This window comes from Chondromyces apiculatus DSM 436 (assembly GCF_000601485.1).
GTDB lineage: Bacteria > Myxococcota_A > Polyangia > Polyangiales > Polyangiaceae > Chondromyces > Chondromyces apiculatus.
Genome location: NZ_ASRX01000058.1, coordinates 1 through 20,412, shown reverse-complemented (window position 1 = coordinate 20,412; position 20,412 = coordinate 1). Strand labels below are relative to the sequence as shown.

Below are 20,412 nucleotides of genomic sequence, written 5' to 3'. Positions count from 1 at the left end.
CACCCCCATCCCACCGCCTGGGCCCCCGCCCCCCGACGGCATCCCGGTGGTTCCCTGACCGCCACTGCCCCCGGTGCCGCTGGGGCCTCCGCCGCTCCCCGCGGTGAGCCTGGGATCATACGTCTCCCAGTCGTGGCTACACCCCACGACCGCGAGCATCACCGCGGCCCAGACGCCCCCCCGCTGCGGGCGCCTCTTCGCCCTGGTTCCAGAGGCGCTCATGCGTCGGCCCAGGGTAATCGCACTGAACCCGGGCCGTCGACGAGGAACGTGGCCCACGGGCCTTCCCGCCACCCGCTCCCCGGCGCATCCTCCCGGCCCGACGAGGCAGCCCCCGCGAGGCGCGCCGGGCGTCAGAAAACTCACCGCTCGATGGGACACTCGTCGAAGCAGGTGATCTGATCGTCGCAGGCCTTCCCGTCGAGGCACGCCTCGCACACCTTCGCCGAGTTCCGGAACGCGTCGTCCTCTTCAGCCTGCATCTCGCAGTCGTCGCGGCACGCATCCACGTTGTACTCACCGTCCACGCAGTCCCGGTACGTCTGGCAGATCTGCGGACAGTCGATGGCGTCCTCGGCGGCCTCCTCGCAACCCACGGCTGCGAGGCCCAGAACACCCGTGGCGAACGCGAGAGCCATCATCTGGCGCATCCATCTCATCCGCGTCTCCTCCTTGGTGACCGTCAGCGCCTCGGTCCACCGCGCAGGCCATCGTTCTGCGTCGTGAGCACGTTGACTGCCCACGAAAGTTCCGATGCCGCGGAGCCCCCCTCCGTCTCAGGCACCCACCGCCCTCATCCACCCCTCTTCCCCCTGCGCCGGTGCTCGCCCCCACTTTTCCCCTACAACCCGGGTAGAAAAGTCATTTGTCGTCGTCTCTGGTCGGCCGTACCGTCGACCAGTTCTCACCCTCGCCCTTCGCAAGAAAGGGACTCCGTCATGGCCCTTCGTACGTCCTCGCGTTCATTGCAGAAGCACCTGCGCCCGCGCTGGTGCTTGCTCGCCCTCGGCCTCCTCGCGCCCGGCATCGTCGCCTGCGGCACCGTCGAAGTGACTCCTTCGCCCCCTCCTGCGACCTCGCCTCCTCCTGGCATCGACGCTCCCGTCTGGGGCCCCGCGGTCGGTAACCAGAGCCGACCCATGGCCGCGTGGAACGGCACCACCGACTTCGCCGTCTGGAACGACTCGCGCCCCGTACAGACCTATGGGGCCCGCCTCGCGCCGGATGGCGCGGTCCTCGACGGCAGCAGCGGTTGCTCCCCGTACGGCGACGACGGATTCGGGATCAACGTCGTCACCCCCTCCGGCGTCTCCCTCCCCCAGCGCGATGACTTTTACCTGGATCACGGCTCACAGCCCTTCGTCGTCGGGGATGGTCAGCGCGCCCTCCTCCTGTGGAGCCAGCACCACGACACCGACGGCTGGCAACGGCGTGTACCTCGTCGCCTGGCACGACGTCTCGCTTGAAATCTCGCGCATCCTCGCGGCCCGCGTGAATGCCGCCGGCGTCGTCCTCGACCCCACTCCCATCATGGTCGCGGAGTACTCCGGATGTGCCGTCAGCCTCGGCGCCCACGCGACCTTCCAGCCCGCGCTCCCCTGGGCGCGCCCCGCCTCTACACGAAGCGCTTCGAGAGCGCCCTCCTCCTCCAGCCCTGACCCGATCAGACGGAGACGCGGCCCCTTCCGCGCCTCCGCCCCTCTCACCTCAGAGAATCACCGGGCAGTCGTCGAAGCACTCGATCTGCTCGGCGCACGCCTTTCCATCGAGGCACGCCTCGCACACGTTTGCGTCCGAAGCGTAGTCCTTGTCGTTGTCGGACTTCGTCTCGCACTCGTTGCGGCAGCCTTCCACGTCGTACTCGCTGTCGACGCAGTCCGCGTAGTTCTGGCAGATCTCCTGGCAGTTCACGAGCTCATCGACGTCATCGCACCCTCCTGCGAAGAGCCCGGCGAATATCGACATCGAAAGCAAAGCGAAACCCATCATCGTGCGGCGCATGATTGTTGTTCTCCTCGAAAGGACTCTGGACTCGCACCTGACTGGCTCCGGAGCCGGATCATTCCGGCCCGGATCCGTCTGCATGCACCCGTTACGATGCTGACGATCGCGCCCACATCTCTGCAACGGCAGCGCTCCGACGCGCGATTTCAAGCGACGATCGCCGCCGAGAACGCACTGCACGCGCCCTCCACCCGAGCGCGAGATCCCGAGCGCACCGTGGAGCATTTTCCTCACGCCCGGTCGCTACGCGCAGCCTCCCCGACGGCTCCCCCGCGCACAGTCGCTCCCCGCTGAGAGCGCCACCCCCCTTCACCAGGCGTCCCCGGCGGACTGCGCATGCGCCGCCCTGCCTCGCCGCCCTGCCTCGCCGCCCCTCGCTACCTCGCCCCGCCGCCCTGCTCCCGCAGTGTGCACTGGAAGTTCCACCGCTTGCCCGAGGGCCGCTCCGTCGCCGCGAACGGGACCGCCCGCGCCCCCGCCCCGACTCCCGCCGGCGCCCCGCGCGCGCCGCCCTCCGGCGTGAACTCCCCCTGCAGCCGCGCCCCGATCGACTCCACGCACGCCGTCCCCGGATCCACCCGCAGCCGCAGTTCCGGCGACTCCACCGACACGTACTTCCCCGCCAGCGAGAAGCTCGGCGACGTCTCCAGCGCCGTGTCGAACACCCACCCGTCCTGTCCGGGCGCGCACGCCTGCACCGTCGCGTTCGACAGATCCTTCCGCACCAGCGCGATCGCCTCGCCCACCTCACCGCTCTCCGCATCGACGGGCAGCACCACCCACGACCCCGACCGCACCTCCGGCTCGGGCGGCATCGACACCAGGAGCCCCACCCCCGCGCCCGACGCCCGCCGCACGAGCCGCGGCATCTCGTACGACACGTGCATCCGCACCGCCCTGTCGAGCCGCTCGTACTGCCTGAGGATCCGCGCCGCCCCGAGGTCCGCCCGCCACAGGGCCAGCTTGTCGCTCTCCGCCGCCGGCGTGAGGAAGAACCACGCCTCCCCCGCCCTCACCACCCCGTACGGCACCGGCCGCGGGAACGCCCCGATGCGCCCCGACCCATCGCGCAGCGGCAGCACCGGTTGCCCCTCCACGATCCCGTACAGCTCGCACCCGGCCCCGCGACAGAGCAGACCCATCGCCGCGCGCCCCCCTGGATCGAGGAACGCGCCCCAGTTGGCAGCGCCGTACGAGTACCCACCGATACCCTCCGCCGCCGCCGTCTCGTCCGGCCAGGGCGACGGACTCACCGCGCTCGATCGCACGCCCCCGCCCGGATCGAACCTGTCGTCGAACCGCACCTGGAAGCGCCCCCCGCGCGCCCAGTCTGCGCCCTTCTTCCCCCACACGTAGGCCCGCAGCGTCACCAGATCGTGCGGCGCCCCGTTGTCGAACCCGATCTCGTCCGCGCCGAGCGTCGGCGGTGGCGTGTTCCGGAACGGGTTCCAGCCCGAAACTGACATCTCCGGCCGCCGCGGGCTGTGCGGCGAACCCACCATCACCGGGCCCTGCACCCGCCCGGACGACGCGCTCTTCTCTGGCAGCGGCGGCAGCGGCGGCGTCGACGACCCCACCGCCCCGCACGACAAGGACAGCGTCGGCGACGTCCGCAGCGCCGTGTGCAGCATCGCCGGCGTCTCCGCGACCGCCAGATCGTCGCTCCCCTCCGCCGACCCCCACCCCACCCGCATCCACCCCTTGATCACGCACCCCACCGGCCCGCAGGCCCGCGTCGGCGACGCCCCGTGCTCCTCGTCCGGCTCCGGCACCTCGATGGTCTGCCAGGTCATCCCCCCGTCCATCGACTCCGCCGCCACGTCCCCTTCCCCCAGCGAGATCGCGAACCGCCCCGAGAGAATCGCGCCCGTCGGATCGTGCCGCGCCTCCCCCGCCTTCACCCGGCCGTCCTTCACGTCGATCCGCACCCCCAGGATCGGGCCTCCCGCCTCCACCCAGCCTCCGAGCACCCCTGGCTCCCGCTCCTCGAACCCCTCCAGCCACATCCCCCGCCGCAGATCGCGCCCCGCGCCCCGCGGCCTCGCCGGCAGCACCAGCGCCCTCGTCGTCGCCTCGTTCCCTTCGAGCAACGTGAGCTGACCGCTCGCCCCGTCCCGCGGCGGCACCAGCACCGCCACCCGCCCGTCCGCGAGGGCCACCACCCGCTCCACCCCCAGGTCCTGGCGCGCCGCCTTCACCCGGATCTCGCGGCTCCGCAGCCCATTTCCCTCCGGCGCGAGCACGCAGTACGTCCGCACCCCCGCCGTCGCCTCCTCCTCCCCGCAAGGCCCCCGCACCACCAGCGACCCGTTGCCGCTCGGCGCCACGAACCGCGGCCGCTTGAAGCGATGCAGCGCCCGCATCCCGAGCGGCGCCTCGAACGCATAGATCGCCGTCGCCCCGTCCCTCTCCCCGCACACGAACCCGAACCCTGGCCCCGGCGAGGCCTCTGCGCGCGCGCCTTCCCCCCGCGCGCCTTCCCCCCGCGAGCCCGCCCCGCCCACCCGCACCGCGTGACACGACGCCTGCCGCTCCGGGTACGCCTCCGGCACCAGCGCCTTGACCGCCCCGTCCGCGAGCGACACCCGCGCGATCGCCCCGCCGCGCGCCACCACGGCCGTCCCGTCTGCCTCCGGCCACCCGTCCTCCACCGCTGCCCGCAGCGGCCTGCGCCCGAGCAGCCCTGGTGGCCGCACCGCGAGCGCCTCGTCCTCTTCCCCTGCGAGCGGCGGCCTGAACGTCACGTTCCCCCGAGCATCCACCGCGTAGAACCCGTCCGACGTCATCATCGCCGGATCCCCGCCGACGAGCCGCAGATCCGAGACCTTGCGCTCCACCCGCACCGGCTGCCACGTCGTCCCCGCGTCGAACGTCGCCAGCACCCCGCGCAGATCCGACTCCACGAGCCCCCGCCATCCATCCGCGAAGACGATCTGCCCGTACCCGCCCGACAGCGGCAGCGGACCGAGCGGCAACGCCGCCCCGCTCTGCGCATCGATCGCCACGAGCCGCATGTTCGAGGAGAGCCGCAGGTAGAGCCTGTCGAACCCCGCGATGACCTCCGCCACCTCCGACGGGAGCTGCACCACCGGCGTGAGCTTCCCGAGCCACCCCTCCGCGCGCCAGATCTGCGTCCCCCCGCGGTTCGACCCGTGAAACAGGTATCCCCCGCCGAACCGCGACGGCAGCGGCAGCGACATCACCCGCCCGTGGGGCAACAGCTCCGCTGCCCTCTCGATCGACCCATCTTCGTGCGCGAGCAGGCGCATGCGCGCGACGAGCAACCGCCGGTGCCCGTCCTCGTACGCGATGACACCGTTCTCCCCCACCAGATCCGGCAGAAGCCGCGCCGGCGTCACGAACCCCCCGACCCCCAGCTTCACGCCCTTCGCGCCGCCGCCCGCGCTTCCCTTCGCGCCAGCGCCCGCGCTCGACGTCGCGTCCGCGCGTACCCCCGCGCTCGCGCTCTCCTTTGCCGTCACCTCGATGCCTGCCGCTGGCTGCGCGCCACCGCAGCGCACCGAGAGCGCCGCGAGGACCGCCGCGACACACGCACCACCACGTCTCCGTCGGATCGCCGCCGTCCGCTCGCTCATGCGTTCGACCATGCTACTCCGCCCGCATCTTCCGCGCCCCCCCAGACTTGCCCGGATCCCTTCCAGGGGATAGAAGCCGATCATGTCGTGCGTCGTAGCAGTGGTCGGGGCGACCGGTGTCGTCGGTCGAGAGATGTTGCGCACCCTCGAGGCACGGAGGTTCCCTGCCAGCAGGGTGATCGCCCTCGCCTCCCCGCGTTCGGTGGGCCGCAAGCTCCCGTTCGCCGGTGGCGAGATCGAGGTGCAGGTCGCCTCGCCGGAGGCCTTCGCGGGCGTGACTTATGCCCTCTTCAGCGCCGGCGCCTCCACCGCGCGCGAGCTTGCCCCCGCCGCTGCCGCCCACGGCGCCGTGGTCATCGACAACTCCAGCGCCTGGCGCATGGACCCCGAGGTCCCGCTCATCGTGCCCGAGGTCAACATGCACGCCGCCGCGAAGCGCCCCCGCGGCATCATCGCCAACCCCAACTGCAGCACCATCCAGATGCTGGTGGCCTTGAAGCCGCTGCACGACGCCGCCCGCATCCGCCACATCGTGGTCTCCACCTACCAGGCCGCGAGCGGCAAGGGCCAGGCCGCGATGGAGGAGCTGCTCGCCCAGCACCACGCCCTCATGAACGGCGCCGCGCCCCCGGCCTCCATCCTCCCCGGCCAGCTCGCCATGAACGTGCTCATGGACTGGAAGGCGAGCCCCGGCTCCGACTACTCCGAGGAGGAGCTGAAGATGGTGAACGAGACCCGCAAGATCCTCGGCGACGACACCATCGCCGTCTCCCCCACCACCGTGCGCGTCCCCGTGGTGACCGGCCACAGCGAGTCGGTCCACGTCCAGTTCCACCGCCCCATGGACGCCGTCGAAGCACGGCGCCTCCTCGCCAGCGCCCCCGGCGTGAAGCTCTTCGACGAGCCCTACGCCCCCGGCCGCCACCCCCAGCCCATCCACGCCGTGGGCACCGACGACGTCTTCGTCGGCCGCGTCCGCGACGACCTCGGCGTCCCCGGCGCCCTGAACCTCTTCATCGTCGCCGACAACCTCCGCAAGGGCGCCGCCCTCAACGCCGTCCAGATCGCCGAACGCCTCCACGCCTGATCTTCAGCGCCCACTTCCCGAGCAGGCTTAGAGTTGGAGGATGCGCCTCGCGTGTCCTCGTTCCTCCTGCTCGTCCCGCTCCTGCCCTTCACCTCTTCGCGCCACCCGCCCCTCCTCGATGGCGCTCTTCCTCGCGCTCGGCCCCGCCCTCCTCTCCGCCTGCTCCGGCTCGGAAGACCCTGGAACCTCGGGCACGAACGCGCCTTCCGGCAGCGGAACGACTTCATCGCCAGCCAGGCCAGCGATCCACAGTTCGCCTCGTTCATCGTCAACAACGACATCGCCCAGCCGCGCCACGTGGTCCTGAACTTCGGCAAGGCGCTCCCCACGCTGAACCAGGCCCTGCTCACCTGGCTCACCGACATGGCGACCGACGCGCCCTGGGAGAACACCTCCACGCCCTGACCCGGCACGACGCACCGGCTACTTGCCGAGTGACGCCATGTCGATCACGAACCGGTAGCGCACGTCCCCCCTGGCGAGGCGCTCGAACGCGCTTTCGATCTGCTGGATCGGGATGGTCTCGATGTCGGAGACGATGCCGTGCTTCGCGCAGAAAGCGAGCATCTCCTGGCACTCGGGGATGCTGCCCACCCCGGAGCCGGAGAGCGTCTTGCGGGAGGCGATCAGCGGGAAGGCATCGACCGAGCCCGGACCACTGGGGATGCCGAGCAGCACCAGCGCGCCATCCATGCGCAGCAGGCCGATGTAGGCGTTCCAGTCGAGGGTCGCGCCCACGGTGACCAGGATGAGGTCGAAGGTGTCGGCGAGCTTCTTGAACGTCTCCGGGTCGCTGGTGGCGTGGAAGTGATCGGCGCCGAGCCGCGCGCCATCGGCCTGCTTGCTCAGCGACTGACTGAGCACGGTGACCTCGGCGCCCATCGCGTGCGCCATCTTCACGGCGATGTGCCCGAGGCCGCCGAGGCCGACCACCGCCACCTTCTTGCCGGGGCCGGCTTTCCAGTGCCGGAGCGGCGAGTACATGGTGATGCCTGCGCAGAGCAGCGGCGCTGCCGCGTCGGAGGGCACCCCGTCGGGGATGTGGAGCACGTAGCCCTGCTTCACCACGATGGACTGCGCGTATCCGCCGTAGGTCGGGCGGCCCTCGTGATCCTTTCCGTTGTACGTCGGCACGAAGTGCTTGTGGTCGCGGTGCTCGTGCTCGCGCGCGCAGACACCCAGCGAGTGCCCGCCGTCGACGAAGGTGCCGACGCCGACCCGCTCCCCCACCCGGAACTCCCTCACGGCCGCGCCGACCGCGCGCACCACCCCCACGATCTCGTGCCCCGGTACCAGCGGGTAGACCGAGCCGCCCCACTCGTTCCGGGTCTGGGAGAGATCGGTGTGGCAGACGCCGCAGTGGGTGATGTCGATGACCACGTCGTCGGCGCCGGGCTCGCGCCGCTCGATGGTACCGGGCTGAAGGCCGCTCGTCGCGGAGCTGGCCACGTAGGCTCTCGTCTGGGACATGCACGTGAACCTAGGCGAGCCCGGACCGATGCGTTAGAGCCCCGGCTCGGGATGCCTCGATGAGGGTTGCTCAACAATGAGGCGCGAAGACTGGCCCGATCTGGTGGTGTTCGCCGCCATCGCGGAGGAGCGGAGCTTCAAGAAGGCGGCCGCGAAGCTCGGCGTCTCCACGAGCGCGCTCAGCCACTCCATGAGCGCGCTGGAGGAGCGGCTCGGGGTGCGCCTCCTCCAGCGCACCACCCGGAGCGTCGCGCCGACCGAAGCTGGCGAGCGGCTGCTGAAGACGCTCGGGCCCGCCATGGCCGACATCACCACCGCGGTCGATCACCTCGTCGCGCACCGCGAACGCCCGGCGGGGACCCTGCGCCTCACCGTGCACCGCACGGCCGCGCGGCGCTTCCTCGGGCCGCGCTTGCCGGCGTTCATGCGGCAGCACCCGGACATCGCCGTCGAGGTCGCGGTCGAGGATGGCTGGACCGACATCGTGGCGCGCCGCTTCGACGCCGGCATCCGCATCGGCGAGTCGATCGACAAGGACATGGTCTCGGTGCGCATCGCGCCGGACGAGCGCGCCGCCATCGTGGCCACGCCGGAGTACTTCACCCGCCACCCGAAGCCGCGCACCCCCCACGACCTCGGCGCCCATCGCTGCGTCAACTACCGGCACGTCTCGTCGGGGGCGCTCTACCGGTGGGAGTTCGAGAAGGATGGCCGGGTCCTCAATGTGAGCGCGGAGGGCACCTTCATCTGCAACGACGGCGACCTGATGATCACCGCAGCCCTCGGCGGCATCGGCCTCACCTACACCTGGGAGAGCGAGGTGACCGACCACCTGGCCTCCGGCGCCCTGGTGCGCGTCCTCGAAGACTGGTGCCCGCCTTTCCCCGGCAATTTTTTGTATTACCCGAGCCGCCACCACGTGACGCCCGCGCTCCGCGCCCTTATCGAAGCGCTTCGTTATCGACCGTAGACCGCGCCCCTTGCGCCCAACTCCCGGCGCCCTCCGCTCAACTCCCGGCGCCCCTGTTCTACCCCCGGTGCAACATTTTCTCCCCGGCGTGAAAAAAATCAGGTCCCGGCGCCCTCCCTCAGCTCCCGGCGCCGTCTTTTCCACGCCGACGGCAAAATCCGGCTTCAGGGCATCCACTCGACCCTCGATCGCCCCACGCCCGGATCTCCTGACTTCCCCTCTCCAGCCCTGACCACCTATTGGCTCGCCAGCGTACGAGCGCGACATCGCCCCCGCGCCTGCCCACCTCTGTCTGGGCTGTACCCCTCCGCACCTCCCCTCGCCTACCCCGACCTCTCCATGACCTCCTCACCCCCTCCCTCCCCGGCACCTCCCTCCCCGGCACCTCCCTCGCCGCCTCTCCCCTCGGCCCCCTCCTCTCTGCCCTCCCTCCTCCTGCTGCTCGCGCTCCTCTGCGGCGTCCTCCTCGCCCTCTGGACCTTCCTGCTCCCCACCCCCCGCGACGAAGCGGCTCCCGCCGACGTCTTCTCCGCCCACCGCGCGCGCCGGCACGTCGACCAGCTCGCGAAGGCACCCCGGCCGGTCGGCAGCCCCGCCCATGCGGAGGCCCGGGCCTGGCTCGCCGCCGCGCTCATCGACCTCGGCGCCGAGGTGGACACCGCGCCCGCGCAGGCCGTGAGCACCTTCTACGGCCTCCCCTTCGACACCGCGCGCGTGCACAACGTGATCGGTCGCCTCCGGGGCAGCGACGCGACGGGGACCGTCCTCCTCGTCGCGCACTACGACTCCGTGCCTGGCTCACCCGGCGCGAGCGACAACGCCAGCGGCGTCGCGGCCATCCTGGAGGTGATGCGCGCCGCGCGCGCCAGGGGCCCGCTCCGCAACGACGTGGTGGTGCTCTTCACCGACGCCGAGGAGGGGGGCATGCTCGGCGCCCACGCCTTCGCCGAGGCTCACCCCTGGGCGCGCAAGGTGCGGGCGTTCGTCAACCTCGACGCCCGGGGCTCCGGCGGTGTGCCCGTGATCGTGGGCCTGTCGACGCCGGGCGCGTGGCTCACCGCGCAGATCGCGGAGGCCTCGGTGACCTCGGCCGCGTCCTCGCTCTACACGGACGCGACGCGGCTCATCCACCCCGGCACCGACTTCGGGGTGCTGTCGCGCGGGCCTCTGGGGATGGCTGGCGTGAACATCGCCTTCGCCGACGGCGTGGCCGCCTACCACCAGGGCGCCGACACCGCGGCGGCCCTGGATCTCGGCACGCTCCAGGCCGAGGGCGAGCTCGCGCTGGCGCTCCTCGACCAGCTCGGGGCGGCCGATCTCGCCGCTCTCCGCGGCGGAGGAGACGACACGTTCTTCCCCGTCGGCCGCCTGGTCCTGGTGCGGTACGGGGGGGCGTTCGCGGTGGCGCTGGGCGTCCTCGCGCTCGCGCTGGTGGCCTTCGCCGCGGTGAAGGTGCGTCGTCAGGTCAAGGCCCGCGAGGTGCTGCGCGCCCTGCTGGGACAGCTCTGGCCAGCGGGCCTCGTCATCGCTGGCGTGTCGCTGGCGTGGACGGCGCTTTCGCGGCTGCACCCGGTGTACGCGGGCACGGGCGCCGGGGATCCCTCCGAGGTGGGTCTGCTGCGCGCCGGCGTCGTCGGCGCGGGGCTCGCAGGCGCGGGGCTCGCGCGGAGCCAGAAGAGCGCGGCGCGCGCGCCGTTTGCCTGGATGCTCGCCGGGCTCCTGCTCTGGAGCGTGCTCACCGTCGGTCTTCTCGTGAAGCTCCCTGGCACGAGCCACGTGGCCACGCTGCCGCTCCTGCTCGCGGCGAGCTGGGTCCTCGCGGCCTCGCGCGGAAAGCCCGTGACGCCCTCCGGACTCGCCGGGGGCGCGACCGCTGGAGGCGCGTCCGCCGTGGGTGCGCTCGCCGTGGGCGCGCTCGCCGCCGCCGCGGCCGGCTACTTCGCGAGCCAGCTCGTCTACCTGGTGATGCTCGCCGGCCAGATGCCCCGCGCAGGGGTGGCCGCGGGGCTGATCGTGCTCTTCGCCATGCTCGTGCCGCCCTTCACGCGGCGGATGGCCGCCCCCGGCGAGCGTGCCCTCGACGAGTCTGCTCTCGGCGAGCCCGCTCTCGGCGCGCACGCGCGGTGGCTCCGGCGCGCCGCGGCGGGTGGTGCGCTCGTCGCGCTCGCGTGCTTCGGCGCTGCGGCGCTCGGTGCCCGCTTCGACGCCGCGCACCCGCAGCCCACCTGCCTCACCTACACGCTCGATCACGCAGCCGGAGAAGCGCGCTGGATCAGCGACGAGCGGCGCCCGAGCGGATGGAGCGCGCGCTTCCTCCCCGCCGACGCTCCCCGCGCGCCACTGCCGGCCTTCTTCGCGGACGAGGGCGTCACCGTGCGCCAGGCGCAGGCGTCCACACCCGCGCCCTCGCTCGTGAAGGCCCTGGAGGCGCCCACGCTCGTCGCCGAGAAGGACGAGCGCCACGGCGACCGGCGCACGCTGCGCTTCCGGCTGCGCTCCCCGCGCGGCGCCCCGTGGGCCTACGTGTTCGTCGAGGGCGACACCCGCGTGCTCGCCGCGTACGTCGAGGGGCACGAGGTCGATCCCGCCGTGGTGACCGAGCCCCTCTGGCCCGGTGGGCGCTGGGGCTTCCGCCACGTCGGCCTGGAAAGCGACGGCCTGGCCTTCATGCTCGACGTGCCCGCGAGTGCCGCGCCGCTCCGCCTGCGGGTGGTGGACCAGTCGTTCGCGCTGCCGCCCGGGGTCCCCGCGCGCCCGGCGGAGATGGGGGCCTGCCGCTCGTGGCTCGCGGACAGCACCCTGGTGAGCGCGGCGTTCACGTTCTGAATGGGCGCACCGGAAGCGCGACGCTCTTCCGATCAGCGCTCTGGCTCAGGTTACCGAACGAGATCGCGTGCGAACGCTTGTAGATCCGCCGGCCATCTCGCCTTCCATTTCCCCGCCACGATGCGCCTCCATTCGTCGGCCTCTCGCTGTGAGTCGGCCTTGTTCAGCGCTGGAACGATCACTTCTTTGAAGAACCGTTTCCCGTGAATGCCCTTCTCCAGCTTGCCGGCGACCGCGAGCGCGTCGATCTCCCTCAAGCGCGCCTGGATGGCGGCAACAATCTGATCCGTCGGGATGGAGTGCAGGCTCGCCTGACAGCCATCCAGCCGTTTCCTCAGGGTGGGCTCATCCTGGACGGGGTGACAGGCATCCTTGGCTGGGTGCCCAAAATCGGAGGAAGGCAGCGCGGCAGCGAAGCTCTCGCGCCATCGCTGAAGCGTCCACCAGATGGCCCCGTAACAAAGCCAGCCATCCACCTGTGGCGTGATCGGTTGCTGGACTGAGCCTGCAGGCAAGCCCAGAGCCGTCTCCAGCAAACCCGGCTCGCAGAAGTAACTCTCGATGCACCAGGCCTCTGTCACCTTCAGGCCGGGCAGGGCCGAGGTCTGCTGCTGCACGTCCGCTTCATCCCAGACGTCTCGGTCCACCAGGCCGTACCAATCCGGATGCTTTTCGAGCTTGCGGAGCACCTTGCCCCGGTCACCTGCGACGCCGACGTGGACCTTGGTCATCCAGAGAGGTTCGACCTGTTCGAAGAGCTGCTCCACCACGTCCTTGTCATCGTCCCCCTCGACCAGCAGCAGCTTCTTCCCTGCCTTGATGGACAGGTTGTGGATCTCGTCCCAGTGCGATCCCCACGCCTCACCAACCAGCTTGGCAATGTCGCGGGAGCTCAAGACGCGGCCTCTTCGCTCGTGAGATCCAGGTCGAGCGTCAGCCGATTGATCCTGAAGTGGTCCCAGACCTCCGGCGCATGGGAGGCGACGAGGAGCTGGCCGCCCATCTCGTGCGTCACGTATCTCTCCAGGACCGCCAGGTTGCTCCGCATGAGCGAGATGTGCTGGTGCAGCTCGGGTTCGTCGATCAGCACCACGCCGCCCCGACTCAGCCACCGGGCCACGGTGAACAGGGCGATGATGGCTGCCCGTTCACCCGCCGAGAGGTCATCGAGCTTCACCTCCGCGCCGCTCTTGAGCTGGACGAGGGGCCTGCGTGTCCTGAGGTCCGCACGGTTGAGCAGCTTCAGGCGAGGCAGCACCTGCTGGAGCTTCCGGGAGACTTCCTCGAAGCGCTGCGGGTTGACTGCAAGGAGGGCAGCCATCGAATTCTCGATGTGTCCTGACTTCCTGTCCGAAGGCTCATAGCGAGCCAGAAACCGGAACGCTGCCTCGGGCGACAGGTCGAACAGATCTTCATCGCCGCGAAGCGGCTGGATGAACCGATCCTCCGCGCCGATGTAGACCATGTTGGGGATCTGCTCGGCGCCATCTCCCGTGGCAGGTTGCTCGAGCTTCGTCGCGCTCTCGTCCCAGAAGCGATAGAGAGGTTCGTCGCGGCCGAGGAGACTTTTGAGGTTGCCCCTGCTCCCGGATGCGAGCACTCCCGCGACGGGGATGTTGCCTCGCTCCGGCACCTCCTCCCACAGATCGCGCTGCCCGTACACGAGCCACACCGACCGTTCCGGACCTGGAAGGTCGGTGAGCTGCAAAGCGACCAGCCCCGCTGCGTGCAACGGGTCACCGGCCCTCGGCGGGACATGCTTGCCCTTCTGAGTCCAGCGACGAAACAGGCGCCACATCGAGCTTACCGCCTGGAGATAACTCGTCTTGCCGCTGCCATTCAGGCCGCGCAGGCACACGCTGCTCGCCGGGAAACCTCCTGGATCCAGACGAAGTGAGTCATCGCGCGCCGTGAGTGATTTCAGCTCACGGATGACGACACGAGAGATCTTCATGTGGGCGCGACGGACCCTAACGTAGCCCCGTTCGCGTCGCAATGTACGGGGCGCAGGGCTCGGCGGGGCCGACGCACCCGCGGCCTCCGCGTTCTGCCTTCAGACCGGGAGAGATCATGCTTCTCGGCTCAGCGCTCGACCTTCACGCCGCGCCAGAAGGCGACGTGATCCTTGATCTGCTTCGCCGCGTCCTTGGGCTCCCGGTACACCCAGGCGGCGTCCTTGTTCACCTTGCCGTCGACGACGACGTCGTAGTAGCTCGCCTCGCCCTTCCACCCGCAGGTGGTGTGCGTGGCGCTGTCCTGGAAGTGCTCCCGCACCAGGGCCGAAGGCGGGAAGTAGACGTTGCCCTCGACCTCCTTGAAGGTGTCGCTCTCCGCCAGCACCGCCCCCTCCCATGTCGCTCTCGCCATGCGCTCTCTCCTCGTGACCCGCCGCGGTGTGCGACGAGGTCCGGAGAGCGTAGCGCGCCTCGGGGTTCAGGGCGCGCCGCCCACCCCGCCGCTGCCGCCCATGCCGCCCGTGCCGCCCGTGCCCGGAGCACCGCCGACGCCGTCGCCACCGGCGCCGTCACCACCGACGCCAGCCGCGCCACCCACGCCGTCGCCGCCCGTGCCCGAGGCGCCGCCGCTGCCGCCCTGCCCCGCTCCGCCGGTACCGCCGGTGCCGCTCGTGCCGCTCCCCGACGAGCCGAGGACCTGGACCTCCTCGATGCCGATCAGCTCGGCGCAACCGCCGCCGAGCGCAAGAGCGAGGGCCACGGCGAGAGGTGCGCCGAGATGCGTCGTGCTGCGCTTCATCAGAACGTCCCCTGCACGAGAGCGCCGGCGGTGCTCCCGGGAGCGAGCACCGGCATCACCTGGATCGCCGCGGGGCGACCGCGCGCCTGCGGGGGGCCGGTGAGCCAGAGGATGCTCGCTCCGGCGAGGGCGAGGCCGCCGGTCAGGAAGGAGAAGGTGGAGATGGTCGCGAAGGACGAGGCTTCGATCTCGACCTCGGAGACCTCCTGGGTGCAGCCGGTGTAGAGCGCCGGGTTGCGGCACCCGGTCGGGGCGAGGTCCTTCACCTCGTTCCAGCGCACCAGCGCCAGGGCGCCGAACACGCTGCCGAGCGCGACGCCAGTGAAGGCGAGGCTGCCGGTGGCCCAGATCAGCGCGCGCCTCGGCCGATCGTCGGGGGGCTTCGGGGCGCCGAGGAGGAGCCGCAGATCACCGCCCGGCGTGTCCGAGCGAAAGTCGAGGAGGCTGCCGCGCTCGATGGGAGGCGGCGGCGTCGCAGGGGGCGGCGTTGCAGGGGGCGGCGGCGTCGCAGGGGGCGGCGGCTCCGTCGGGGGCGCGGAGGCGTCGGGAGGCGGGGCGGTGTCGCTCGGAGGTGGCGAGGCGCCTGGCTTGCTCGCGTTGGAGGGCTTCGGTGGCAGCGCGGGGAGCGTGGTCGGCTTGCCAGGGGGCGGCTGCGCGGCGGCGCTCTCCACGAACGCGACGCTGGTGAGGGCGCCGGCGATCGTCGCGATCCTCGCGATCGTCAGCAGCGAAGCCGCGGGGGCGCGCCGCGCAGCAGCGCATGACGTCGCGGCAGGAGCATCGGCAGGAGCGTGAAGGAAGACGTGGCGCATACGGCATGAGTCGGGGCGCTCCGGCGTCCCGTGCGCTGCACAGTATCGCACGGAGGATACCGGCGCGGGGCGATTTGCCTCGCATCCGAGGGTGTTGACCCCGCGAGGGCCGCTGCATACGCCTTTAGACCTCACCATGCAGGTCGTCTCCAGCACCTCACTCCCTTGTCGCTCGGTGCGCTGGCACAGTGCCTCTCAGGGCTGGTCGCTCACCGTGATCTGCAAGGCCACCTTCGCGCTTGCGCCGGGCGAGTCGCGGCTCGCCGATCACCAGGAGCCCATCCTCGATCTCGACAGCCACTGGGAAGACGACGTGGGCCGGAGCTTGCGGGTCCCGAGCGATCTGGTGCCGCACAAGGCGCGCGCCGACGTGCTGCTGGTGGGATCGGCGTACGCGCCGCAGCAGATTCCGGTCGCCGCGGTGACGACGCGGCTGCTCGTGGGCGAGGTCGACAAGTCGGTCGAGGTGCAGCACGACCGCTGGATCCGGCTCGACGGGACCTTGCTCGAAGGGGCGCGGTTCGCGCGGATGCCGCTCTTCTACGAGCGCGCCGGGGGGGGTCCCGACACCACGAACCCGGTGGGCGTGCGCGCGGGGGCCGTCGATCCGATGGGGCGGGTGCGGCTCCCCAACCTGGTGCGCCCGGGGGTGATGGTGCGCAGCGGGGGCGAGGTGGTGGAGCCGGTGGGCTTCGGGCCGCTCTCGCCCGCGTGGTCGCAGCGGCGCGACAGGCTCGGGGGCCTCGTGGCGACCTTCGTGCCGGCGCGGTGGTACGAGGCGCCGCTGCCCGACGACCTCGATCCGGCCTTCTTCAATGCAGCCCCGCGCGATCAGCAGCTCGACTTCTTGCCGGCGAACGCGCGCATCGTGCTGGAGCACCTGCACCCGGCGGTGCCGCGCTTCGTCACCAGCCTGCCGGGCATCCAGCCGCTCGCGGTGGTGGAGGGGCGCTCGGGTGGGCCGCAGACGGTGGCGCTCTCGGCGGACACCCTGTGGATCGACACGGATCGCCTGCTGTGCACGCTGACGTACCGGGCGCGCATCCCGCTCCGGCAGCCCGAGGAGCAGGGGCGGGTGGTCATGACGACGCGGGCGCCGTCGTCGTCGAGCGTGGAGATCGAGCCGACGTTCAACGGAGATGGGGGCGAAGAGGACGAGCAGAGCACGGTCGCGCCCCCGGTCCAGGCGACCAGCGAGCCGCCGCGCAGCGCATCAAGCCGGTACGCCGCCCTGCCGTTCATGCGGGGAGGTCCAGGCGCCCCCGAGGGCTCCCCCGAGAGCAGCAGCATGCAGGCGCGCAACGTGGGGCTCCCCTTCATGAGCGCGGAGGGCGTCCCCGCCCAGATGTTGCAGACGCCTCCAGCGCTCGACGTGTCGCTCGCTCCGGCGTCCACACCCGACGCGGTGCGGATGCAGAAGCACACCATGGTCTTCGCGCAGGTGCCGCCGCCAGGCGCGCAGCCGGCGCCCTCGGCCCCGTCGCGCAGTGTCCCTCCGGTGCCGGGTGCCGTCGCGGGCATGCACGCGCCCCCACCGATGATGCCGGGCATGGCTCCGCCCCTCGGAGCGGCTCCAGCTCCAGGCCTCGGAGCGTCTCCCCTGGGCGCGCCACCCATGAGTGCACCGCCCATGAGTGCACCGCCCATGAGTGCACCGCCCCTGAACGCGCCTGCCGTGAACGCGCCTGCCGTGAGCGCACCTCCCATGAGCGTGCCGCCCATGAACGCGCCTCCCATGAGCGCGCCTCCCATGAGCGTGCCGCCTCTCAGCGTCCCCCCGCTGTCACCCGCGCCGTCTCCGGCGATGGTCGCCCCTCCGGCGTTCTCTGCGGCGGCTCCCGCGCCTCCTCCCATGGCCTCCGCTCCGCTCGGTGGATTCCTGGGCGGTTCCCAGGAGAGCGCGCTCGGCGTCGCACCGATGGGCGCAGGCGCAGGTGAGCGCGGCGCCGGGTTTGCCGCGGCGCCTCCGGCCTGGGTGCCGGCGTCGACGCCTTCTTGGTCCCCGTCTCCGCGCCCGCCAGAGCCTGCGGGCGTGCCTGCACACGACGCGCGCGCGGCGCTGGGTGGACTCTCGGCGGCGTCGGACGCAGCGGCGACGCCGCTGGAGACACCGCCCTCGGGCTCGGGGGCGGGTCCGGCGCCGCGCCCCAGGCTCCCACCGCCGAGCGAGTACGTCGATCTGCTGTGGTTCGACGAGCGCGCGCCGCAGCGGGTGCGTCAGCAGGCCGCCTGGGCGTCGTACCTGCGGGAGACCGCGCGGACCACCGAGTGGCTTACCGGAGAGGAGGCCGTGCAGGAGCCGCAAGCGACGCGCGACCGGCGCGAGGTGGCGCGCGCGCTGGCGCGGGTGCCGCCGCTCGATGCCTTCGGGGTGACGCGGGCCGTGGAGGAGTCGATCGATGAGGACGGGATCCTCACCCGGCCGCTGGTGGTGGTGGGCGGAGAGCTGACCATGAGCTTCGATCCGCTGGAGGCGCTGAAGACGACCATCACCGTGGCCTCGCAGCTCACCGCGGCCGACAAGAAGCTGAAGGACGCGGTCGACGCCGCGTCCGAGGTGGTCCAGACCCGGGCCGCCGGCGGGCCGCTGGTGGAGGGCGCCTCGACCCGCATCCGGCAAGCGTTCGCGCAGATGAACCGGACGCTCCCCGCCGACTACCTGGACGCGACGGTGCAGCGGACCTTGATCGAGGAGCGGCGCTACCAGCGGCGGACGGTGCTCGGAGGCGTGCGCCTGTGCGCGGCCCTGGCCACGGGGAGCGGCGCGCCACTGCCCGTGTACCTGCCCGAGATGCTCGCCGACAAGCTGCCCCTCTTCCCGAAGTTCCGGGTGCGCGCGGTGGCCGAGCCGCACGCGCAGCAGGACCCGGCGGAGACGGAGCCGCTCGCGCTGCTGGTGCTGGCCCTGGGCCGGGCGTTGCCGGTGCCCGGCGGTCGCGGAGGGAGAGGATGATCCCGACGCCGCGGGGCACGACCTGGCCTCCACACGCCCTGCCGCTCGGGAGCGCGCCCGGGCGCCCCGGGGCGCTCACCCGGGGAGGACGCCCGTGCGGGTGTCCGGCAGGCGCCCACGGAGAGGAGGGTCCGACGGCGCGGGGTCAGGCGCTGGCGCAGACGCGGGATCAGGCGCTAGATCAGGCGCTAGATCAGGCGCTCGCCGAGCCGCAGTTCTGGATGCGGTCCCTGCCCTTTCCGCACGTGGTGGCGCGGGACGTGTTCCGCCCCGAGGTCGCGGCGGCGCTGGAGGCGGCGTTCCTGGAGATCCTCGGCCGCGGCGTGGCCCGAGACCCGGCGGAGCGTGACAGGTTCGCGCGGCGCGTCCCGGGCTACGGGGCCGCCGTGTACAACCTGGGGCCGGACACGACGGGGCCTCTGTCGCTGTTCCTCTCGCGCGGCATGCACGATCTGCTGGCCCGTCTCTTCGGCGTGGAGGCGACAGGCGACGTGGACGCCGCGCTGCACCACCACCCGGTGGGCAGCCCGAGCGGGTGGGTGCACAACGACCTGAACCCGGGCTGGTTCGTGGAGGCGCGGCGCGCCGACGGGATCAACGTGGGGGACGTGCGTCGCTGCGACTACCAGCACGGCACGACCTTCGGCGAGGCGGTGCCGGCGCAGGAGCGGGTCCGCGCGGTGGCGATGCTGTATTACCTGGCCAACGGTCCGTACACCGAAGGCGACGGCGGCGAGACCGGCCTCTACACGAGCGCGCGCTGCGCGGTGGATCGGCCCGCGGCGAAGGTCGCTCCCCGGAGCAACACGCTCGTGGCCTTCGCGTGCACGCCGCAGTCGTTCCACGCCTTCCTGGGGACGCGCAAGGCGCCGCGGAACTGCGTGGCGCTCTGGCTGCACCGGCGCCGGGACGAGGTGGTGGCGCGCTGGGGAGAAGGGAGCATCGAGCGATGGCCGGGTTCGTGAAGCGGGTGTGCTTGCTGACGGGCGCCGGCGGTCGGCTGGGCGAGGCCTTCTGCCGGACGTACGCGGACCAGTACGACATCGTGGCGGTGTACCGGACGCGGCACCCGGAGGTGCCCTCGCAGGTGCAGCGGCTGCGGGATCCGCGCAACCCCACCGCGTCCGTGCCCGACAACGAGCACCCGGTGTTCGCCGTGCAAGCGGACCTCTTGGAGACCGGGCAGGTGCGCCGGGTGGTGGAGCTCGCGCTGACGCGGTTCGATCGGGTGGACGTGCTGCTGAACGCGGCGGCCGACGTGCAGTTCCATGGGCCGCTGGTGGAGGCAGAGCGCCTGGGGCCGGCGTTCCGCGCGCAGATGGAGCTGAACGTGATGGTGCCGATGCAGCTCGTGTCCCAGCTCCACGAGGCGAGCTGGCGGCACACGCCCGACGAGAACCGCGCGCTGCGGCGCCACGTGCTCAACGTGTCGAGCACGTCGGGGCTGCGGATCTACACGGGCCACCACCAGGCGGTCTACAGCGCCTCGAAGGCCGCGCTGAACTACCTGACGTGCCACATGGCGGACGAGCTGTCCGCAATCGGAGTGCGCGCGAACGCGCTGGCGCCGAACAGCTTCCCGGCGATCGTGACGACCGAGCGGGTCGTCGAGGCGCTGGTGCGGCTCGACGAGGGCGACGCGACGGGGCAGGTGCTGGAGCTGGACGCCGAGGGAGAGCGCTCGACGCGCTGAGGCGCGCGGCTGGAGAGAAGTCAGGGGGGACCGCCGCCGGGGGCGCCGCCAGGTGCTCCACCAGGGCCACCTCCGGGCGCTCCGCCAGGTGCTCCGCCAGGACCGCCGCCAGGTGCTCCGCCAGGTGCTCCACCAGGTGCTCCGCCAGGACCACCTCCGGGCGCTCCGCCAGGGCCAGGTGCTCCGCCAGGCGCGCCACCAGGGCCACCTCCGGGCGCTCCACCAGGTCCCGGTGCTCCACCAGGTG

The 20,412-nt window shown here is 71.8% G+C and carries 17 protein-coding genes and 2 pseudogenes; 9 read left to right on the top strand and 10 right to left on the bottom strand.

The genetic code is table 11. From position 1 onward, the window contains the following. Positions 1 to 222, bottom strand: a pseudogene (locus tag CAP_RS54170) (hypothetical protein); the annotation flags it as partial. 140 nt (positions 223 to 362) lie between these two features. Next, positions 363 to 659 (bottom strand): hypothetical protein, encoded by a 297-nt coding sequence (locus CAP_RS30545; RefSeq protein ID WP_156041289.1) that lies wholly within the window; start codon positions 657 to 659, stop codon positions 363 to 365. A gap of 279 nt (positions 660 to 938) precedes the next feature. Between CAP_RS30545 and CAP_RS30540 the strand changes: the two genes are divergently transcribed. After that, positions 939 to 1,466, top strand: coding sequence for a hypothetical protein (locus CAP_RS30540; protein WP_156041288.1), 528 nt, complete (start codon positions 939 to 941; stop codon positions 1,464 to 1,466). Between the two features lie 241 nt (positions 1,467 to 1,707). Here CAP_RS30540 and CAP_RS30535 read toward each other — a convergent pair whose 3' ends face one another. Both CAP_RS30535 and CAP_RS30530 read right to left on the bottom strand, forming a co-directional pair. After that, the gene (locus CAP_RS30535; protein WP_156041287.1) at positions 1,708 to 1,965 is read right to left on the bottom strand and encodes a hypothetical protein; all 258 of its coding nucleotides are present in this window, start codon (positions 1,963 to 1,965) and stop codon (positions 1,708 to 1,710) included. A gap of 416 nt (positions 1,966 to 2,381) precedes the next feature. After that, positions 2,382 to 5,600, bottom strand: coding sequence for a hypothetical protein (locus tag CAP_RS30530; protein WP_156041286.1), 3,219 nt, complete (start codon positions 5,598 to 5,600; stop codon positions 2,382 to 2,384). A gap of 82 nt (positions 5,601 to 5,682) precedes the next feature. Between CAP_RS30530 and CAP_RS30525 the strand changes: the two genes are divergently transcribed. After that, positions 5,683 to 6,687 (top strand): aspartate-semialdehyde dehydrogenase, encoded by a 1,005-nt coding sequence (locus CAP_RS30525; RefSeq protein WP_044247294.1) that lies wholly within the window; start codon positions 5,683 to 5,685, stop codon positions 6,685 to 6,687. A gap of 51 nt (positions 6,688 to 6,738) precedes the next feature. Next, positions 6,739 to 7,092: a hypothetical protein gene (locus CAP_RS30520; RefSeq protein WP_044247293.1), complete on the top strand. Its 354-nt coding sequence runs from the start codon at positions 6,739 to 6,741 to the stop codon at positions 7,090 to 7,092. Positions 7,093 to 7,110: 18 nt separating this feature from the next. Here CAP_RS30520 and CAP_RS30515 read toward each other — a convergent pair whose 3' ends face one another. Then, a complete protein-coding gene (locus CAP_RS30515) occupies positions 7,111 to 8,157 on the bottom strand; it encodes an NAD(P)-dependent alcohol dehydrogenase (RefSeq protein WP_044247292.1) in 1,047 nt (348 codons plus the stop codon). Positions 8,158 to 8,233: 76 nt separating this feature from the next. Here CAP_RS30515 and CAP_RS30510 point away from each other — a divergent pair, with 76 nt between their 5' ends. Then, entirely contained in the window at positions 8,234 to 9,127 is an 894-nt protein-coding gene (locus tag CAP_RS30510) for a LysR family transcriptional regulator (RefSeq protein WP_044247290.1), read from the top strand. A gap of 339 nt (positions 9,128 to 9,466) precedes the next feature. Then, positions 9,467 to 11,953 carry a M20/M25/M40 family metallo-hydrolase gene (locus CAP_RS30505; RefSeq protein ID WP_044247288.1) on the top strand — a complete coding sequence of 829 codons (2,487 nt, stop codon included), beginning with the start codon at positions 9,467 to 9,469 and terminating at the stop codon, positions 11,951 to 11,953. A gap of 50 nt (positions 11,954 to 12,003) precedes the next feature. Here the strand turns inward: CAP_RS30505 and CAP_RS30500 are convergent, their stop codons facing one another. From CAP_RS30500 to CAP_RS30480, 5 genes and pseudogenes are all read right to left on the bottom strand, one after another. After that, a complete protein-coding gene (locus CAP_RS30500) occupies positions 12,004 to 12,849 on the bottom strand; it encodes a DUF4435 domain-containing protein (RefSeq protein WP_044247286.1) in 846 nt (281 codons plus the stop codon). Continuing rightward, complete coding sequence (locus CAP_RS30495) at positions 12,846 to 13,907, bottom strand: ATP-binding protein (RefSeq protein WP_081865423.1); 1,062 nt, start codon at positions 13,905 to 13,907, stop codon at positions 12,846 to 12,848. Before CAP_RS30495 ends, CAP_RS30500 begins: the two co-directional genes overlap by 4 nt. Positions 13,908 to 14,035: 128 nt before the next feature. Then, positions 14,036 to 14,326: pseudogene (locus CAP_RS30490) on the bottom strand (DUF427 domain-containing protein); the annotation flags it as partial. A gap of 60 nt (positions 14,327 to 14,386) precedes the next feature. Next, complete coding sequence (locus CAP_RS30485) at positions 14,387 to 14,707, bottom strand: hypothetical protein (protein ID WP_052376357.1); 321 nt, start codon at positions 14,705 to 14,707, stop codon at positions 14,387 to 14,389. Continuing rightward, positions 14,707 to 15,519: a hypothetical protein gene (locus CAP_RS30480; protein WP_044247280.1), complete on the bottom strand. Its 813-nt coding sequence runs from the start codon at positions 15,517 to 15,519 to the stop codon at positions 14,707 to 14,709. The genes CAP_RS30485 and CAP_RS30480 overlap by 1 nt, the downstream gene beginning before the upstream one ends. 214 nt (positions 15,520 to 15,733) lie before the next feature. Here CAP_RS30480 and CAP_RS30475 point away from each other — a divergent pair, with 214 nt between their 5' ends. From CAP_RS30475 to CAP_RS30460, 4 genes are all read left to right on the top strand, one after another. Beyond that, positions 15,734 to 18,472 carry a DUF2169 family type VI secretion system accessory protein gene (locus CAP_RS30475; protein ID WP_197041424.1) on the top strand — a complete coding sequence of 913 codons (2,739 nt, stop codon included), beginning with the start codon at positions 15,734 to 15,736 and terminating at the stop codon, positions 18,470 to 18,472. Continuing rightward, on the top strand, positions 18,469 to 19,437 hold the full coding sequence (locus tag CAP_RS30470) for a 2OG-Fe(II) oxygenase (RefSeq protein ID WP_052376356.1): 969 nt from the start codon (positions 18,469 to 18,471) through the stop codon (positions 19,435 to 19,437). Before CAP_RS30475 ends, CAP_RS30470 begins: the two co-directional genes overlap by 4 nt. Then, positions 19,422 to 20,165, top strand: a complete 744-nt coding sequence (locus CAP_RS30465) for an SDR family NAD(P)-dependent oxidoreductase (RefSeq protein ID WP_052376355.1) — start codon at positions 19,422 to 19,424, stop codon at positions 20,163 to 20,165. The genes CAP_RS30470 and CAP_RS30465 overlap by 16 nt, the downstream gene beginning before the upstream one ends. Positions 20,166 to 20,217: 52 nt before the next feature. Continuing rightward, on the top strand, positions 20,218 to 20,412 hold a 195-nt coding region (locus CAP_RS30460), incomplete at its 3' end, for a hypothetical protein (RefSeq protein ID WP_044247276.1).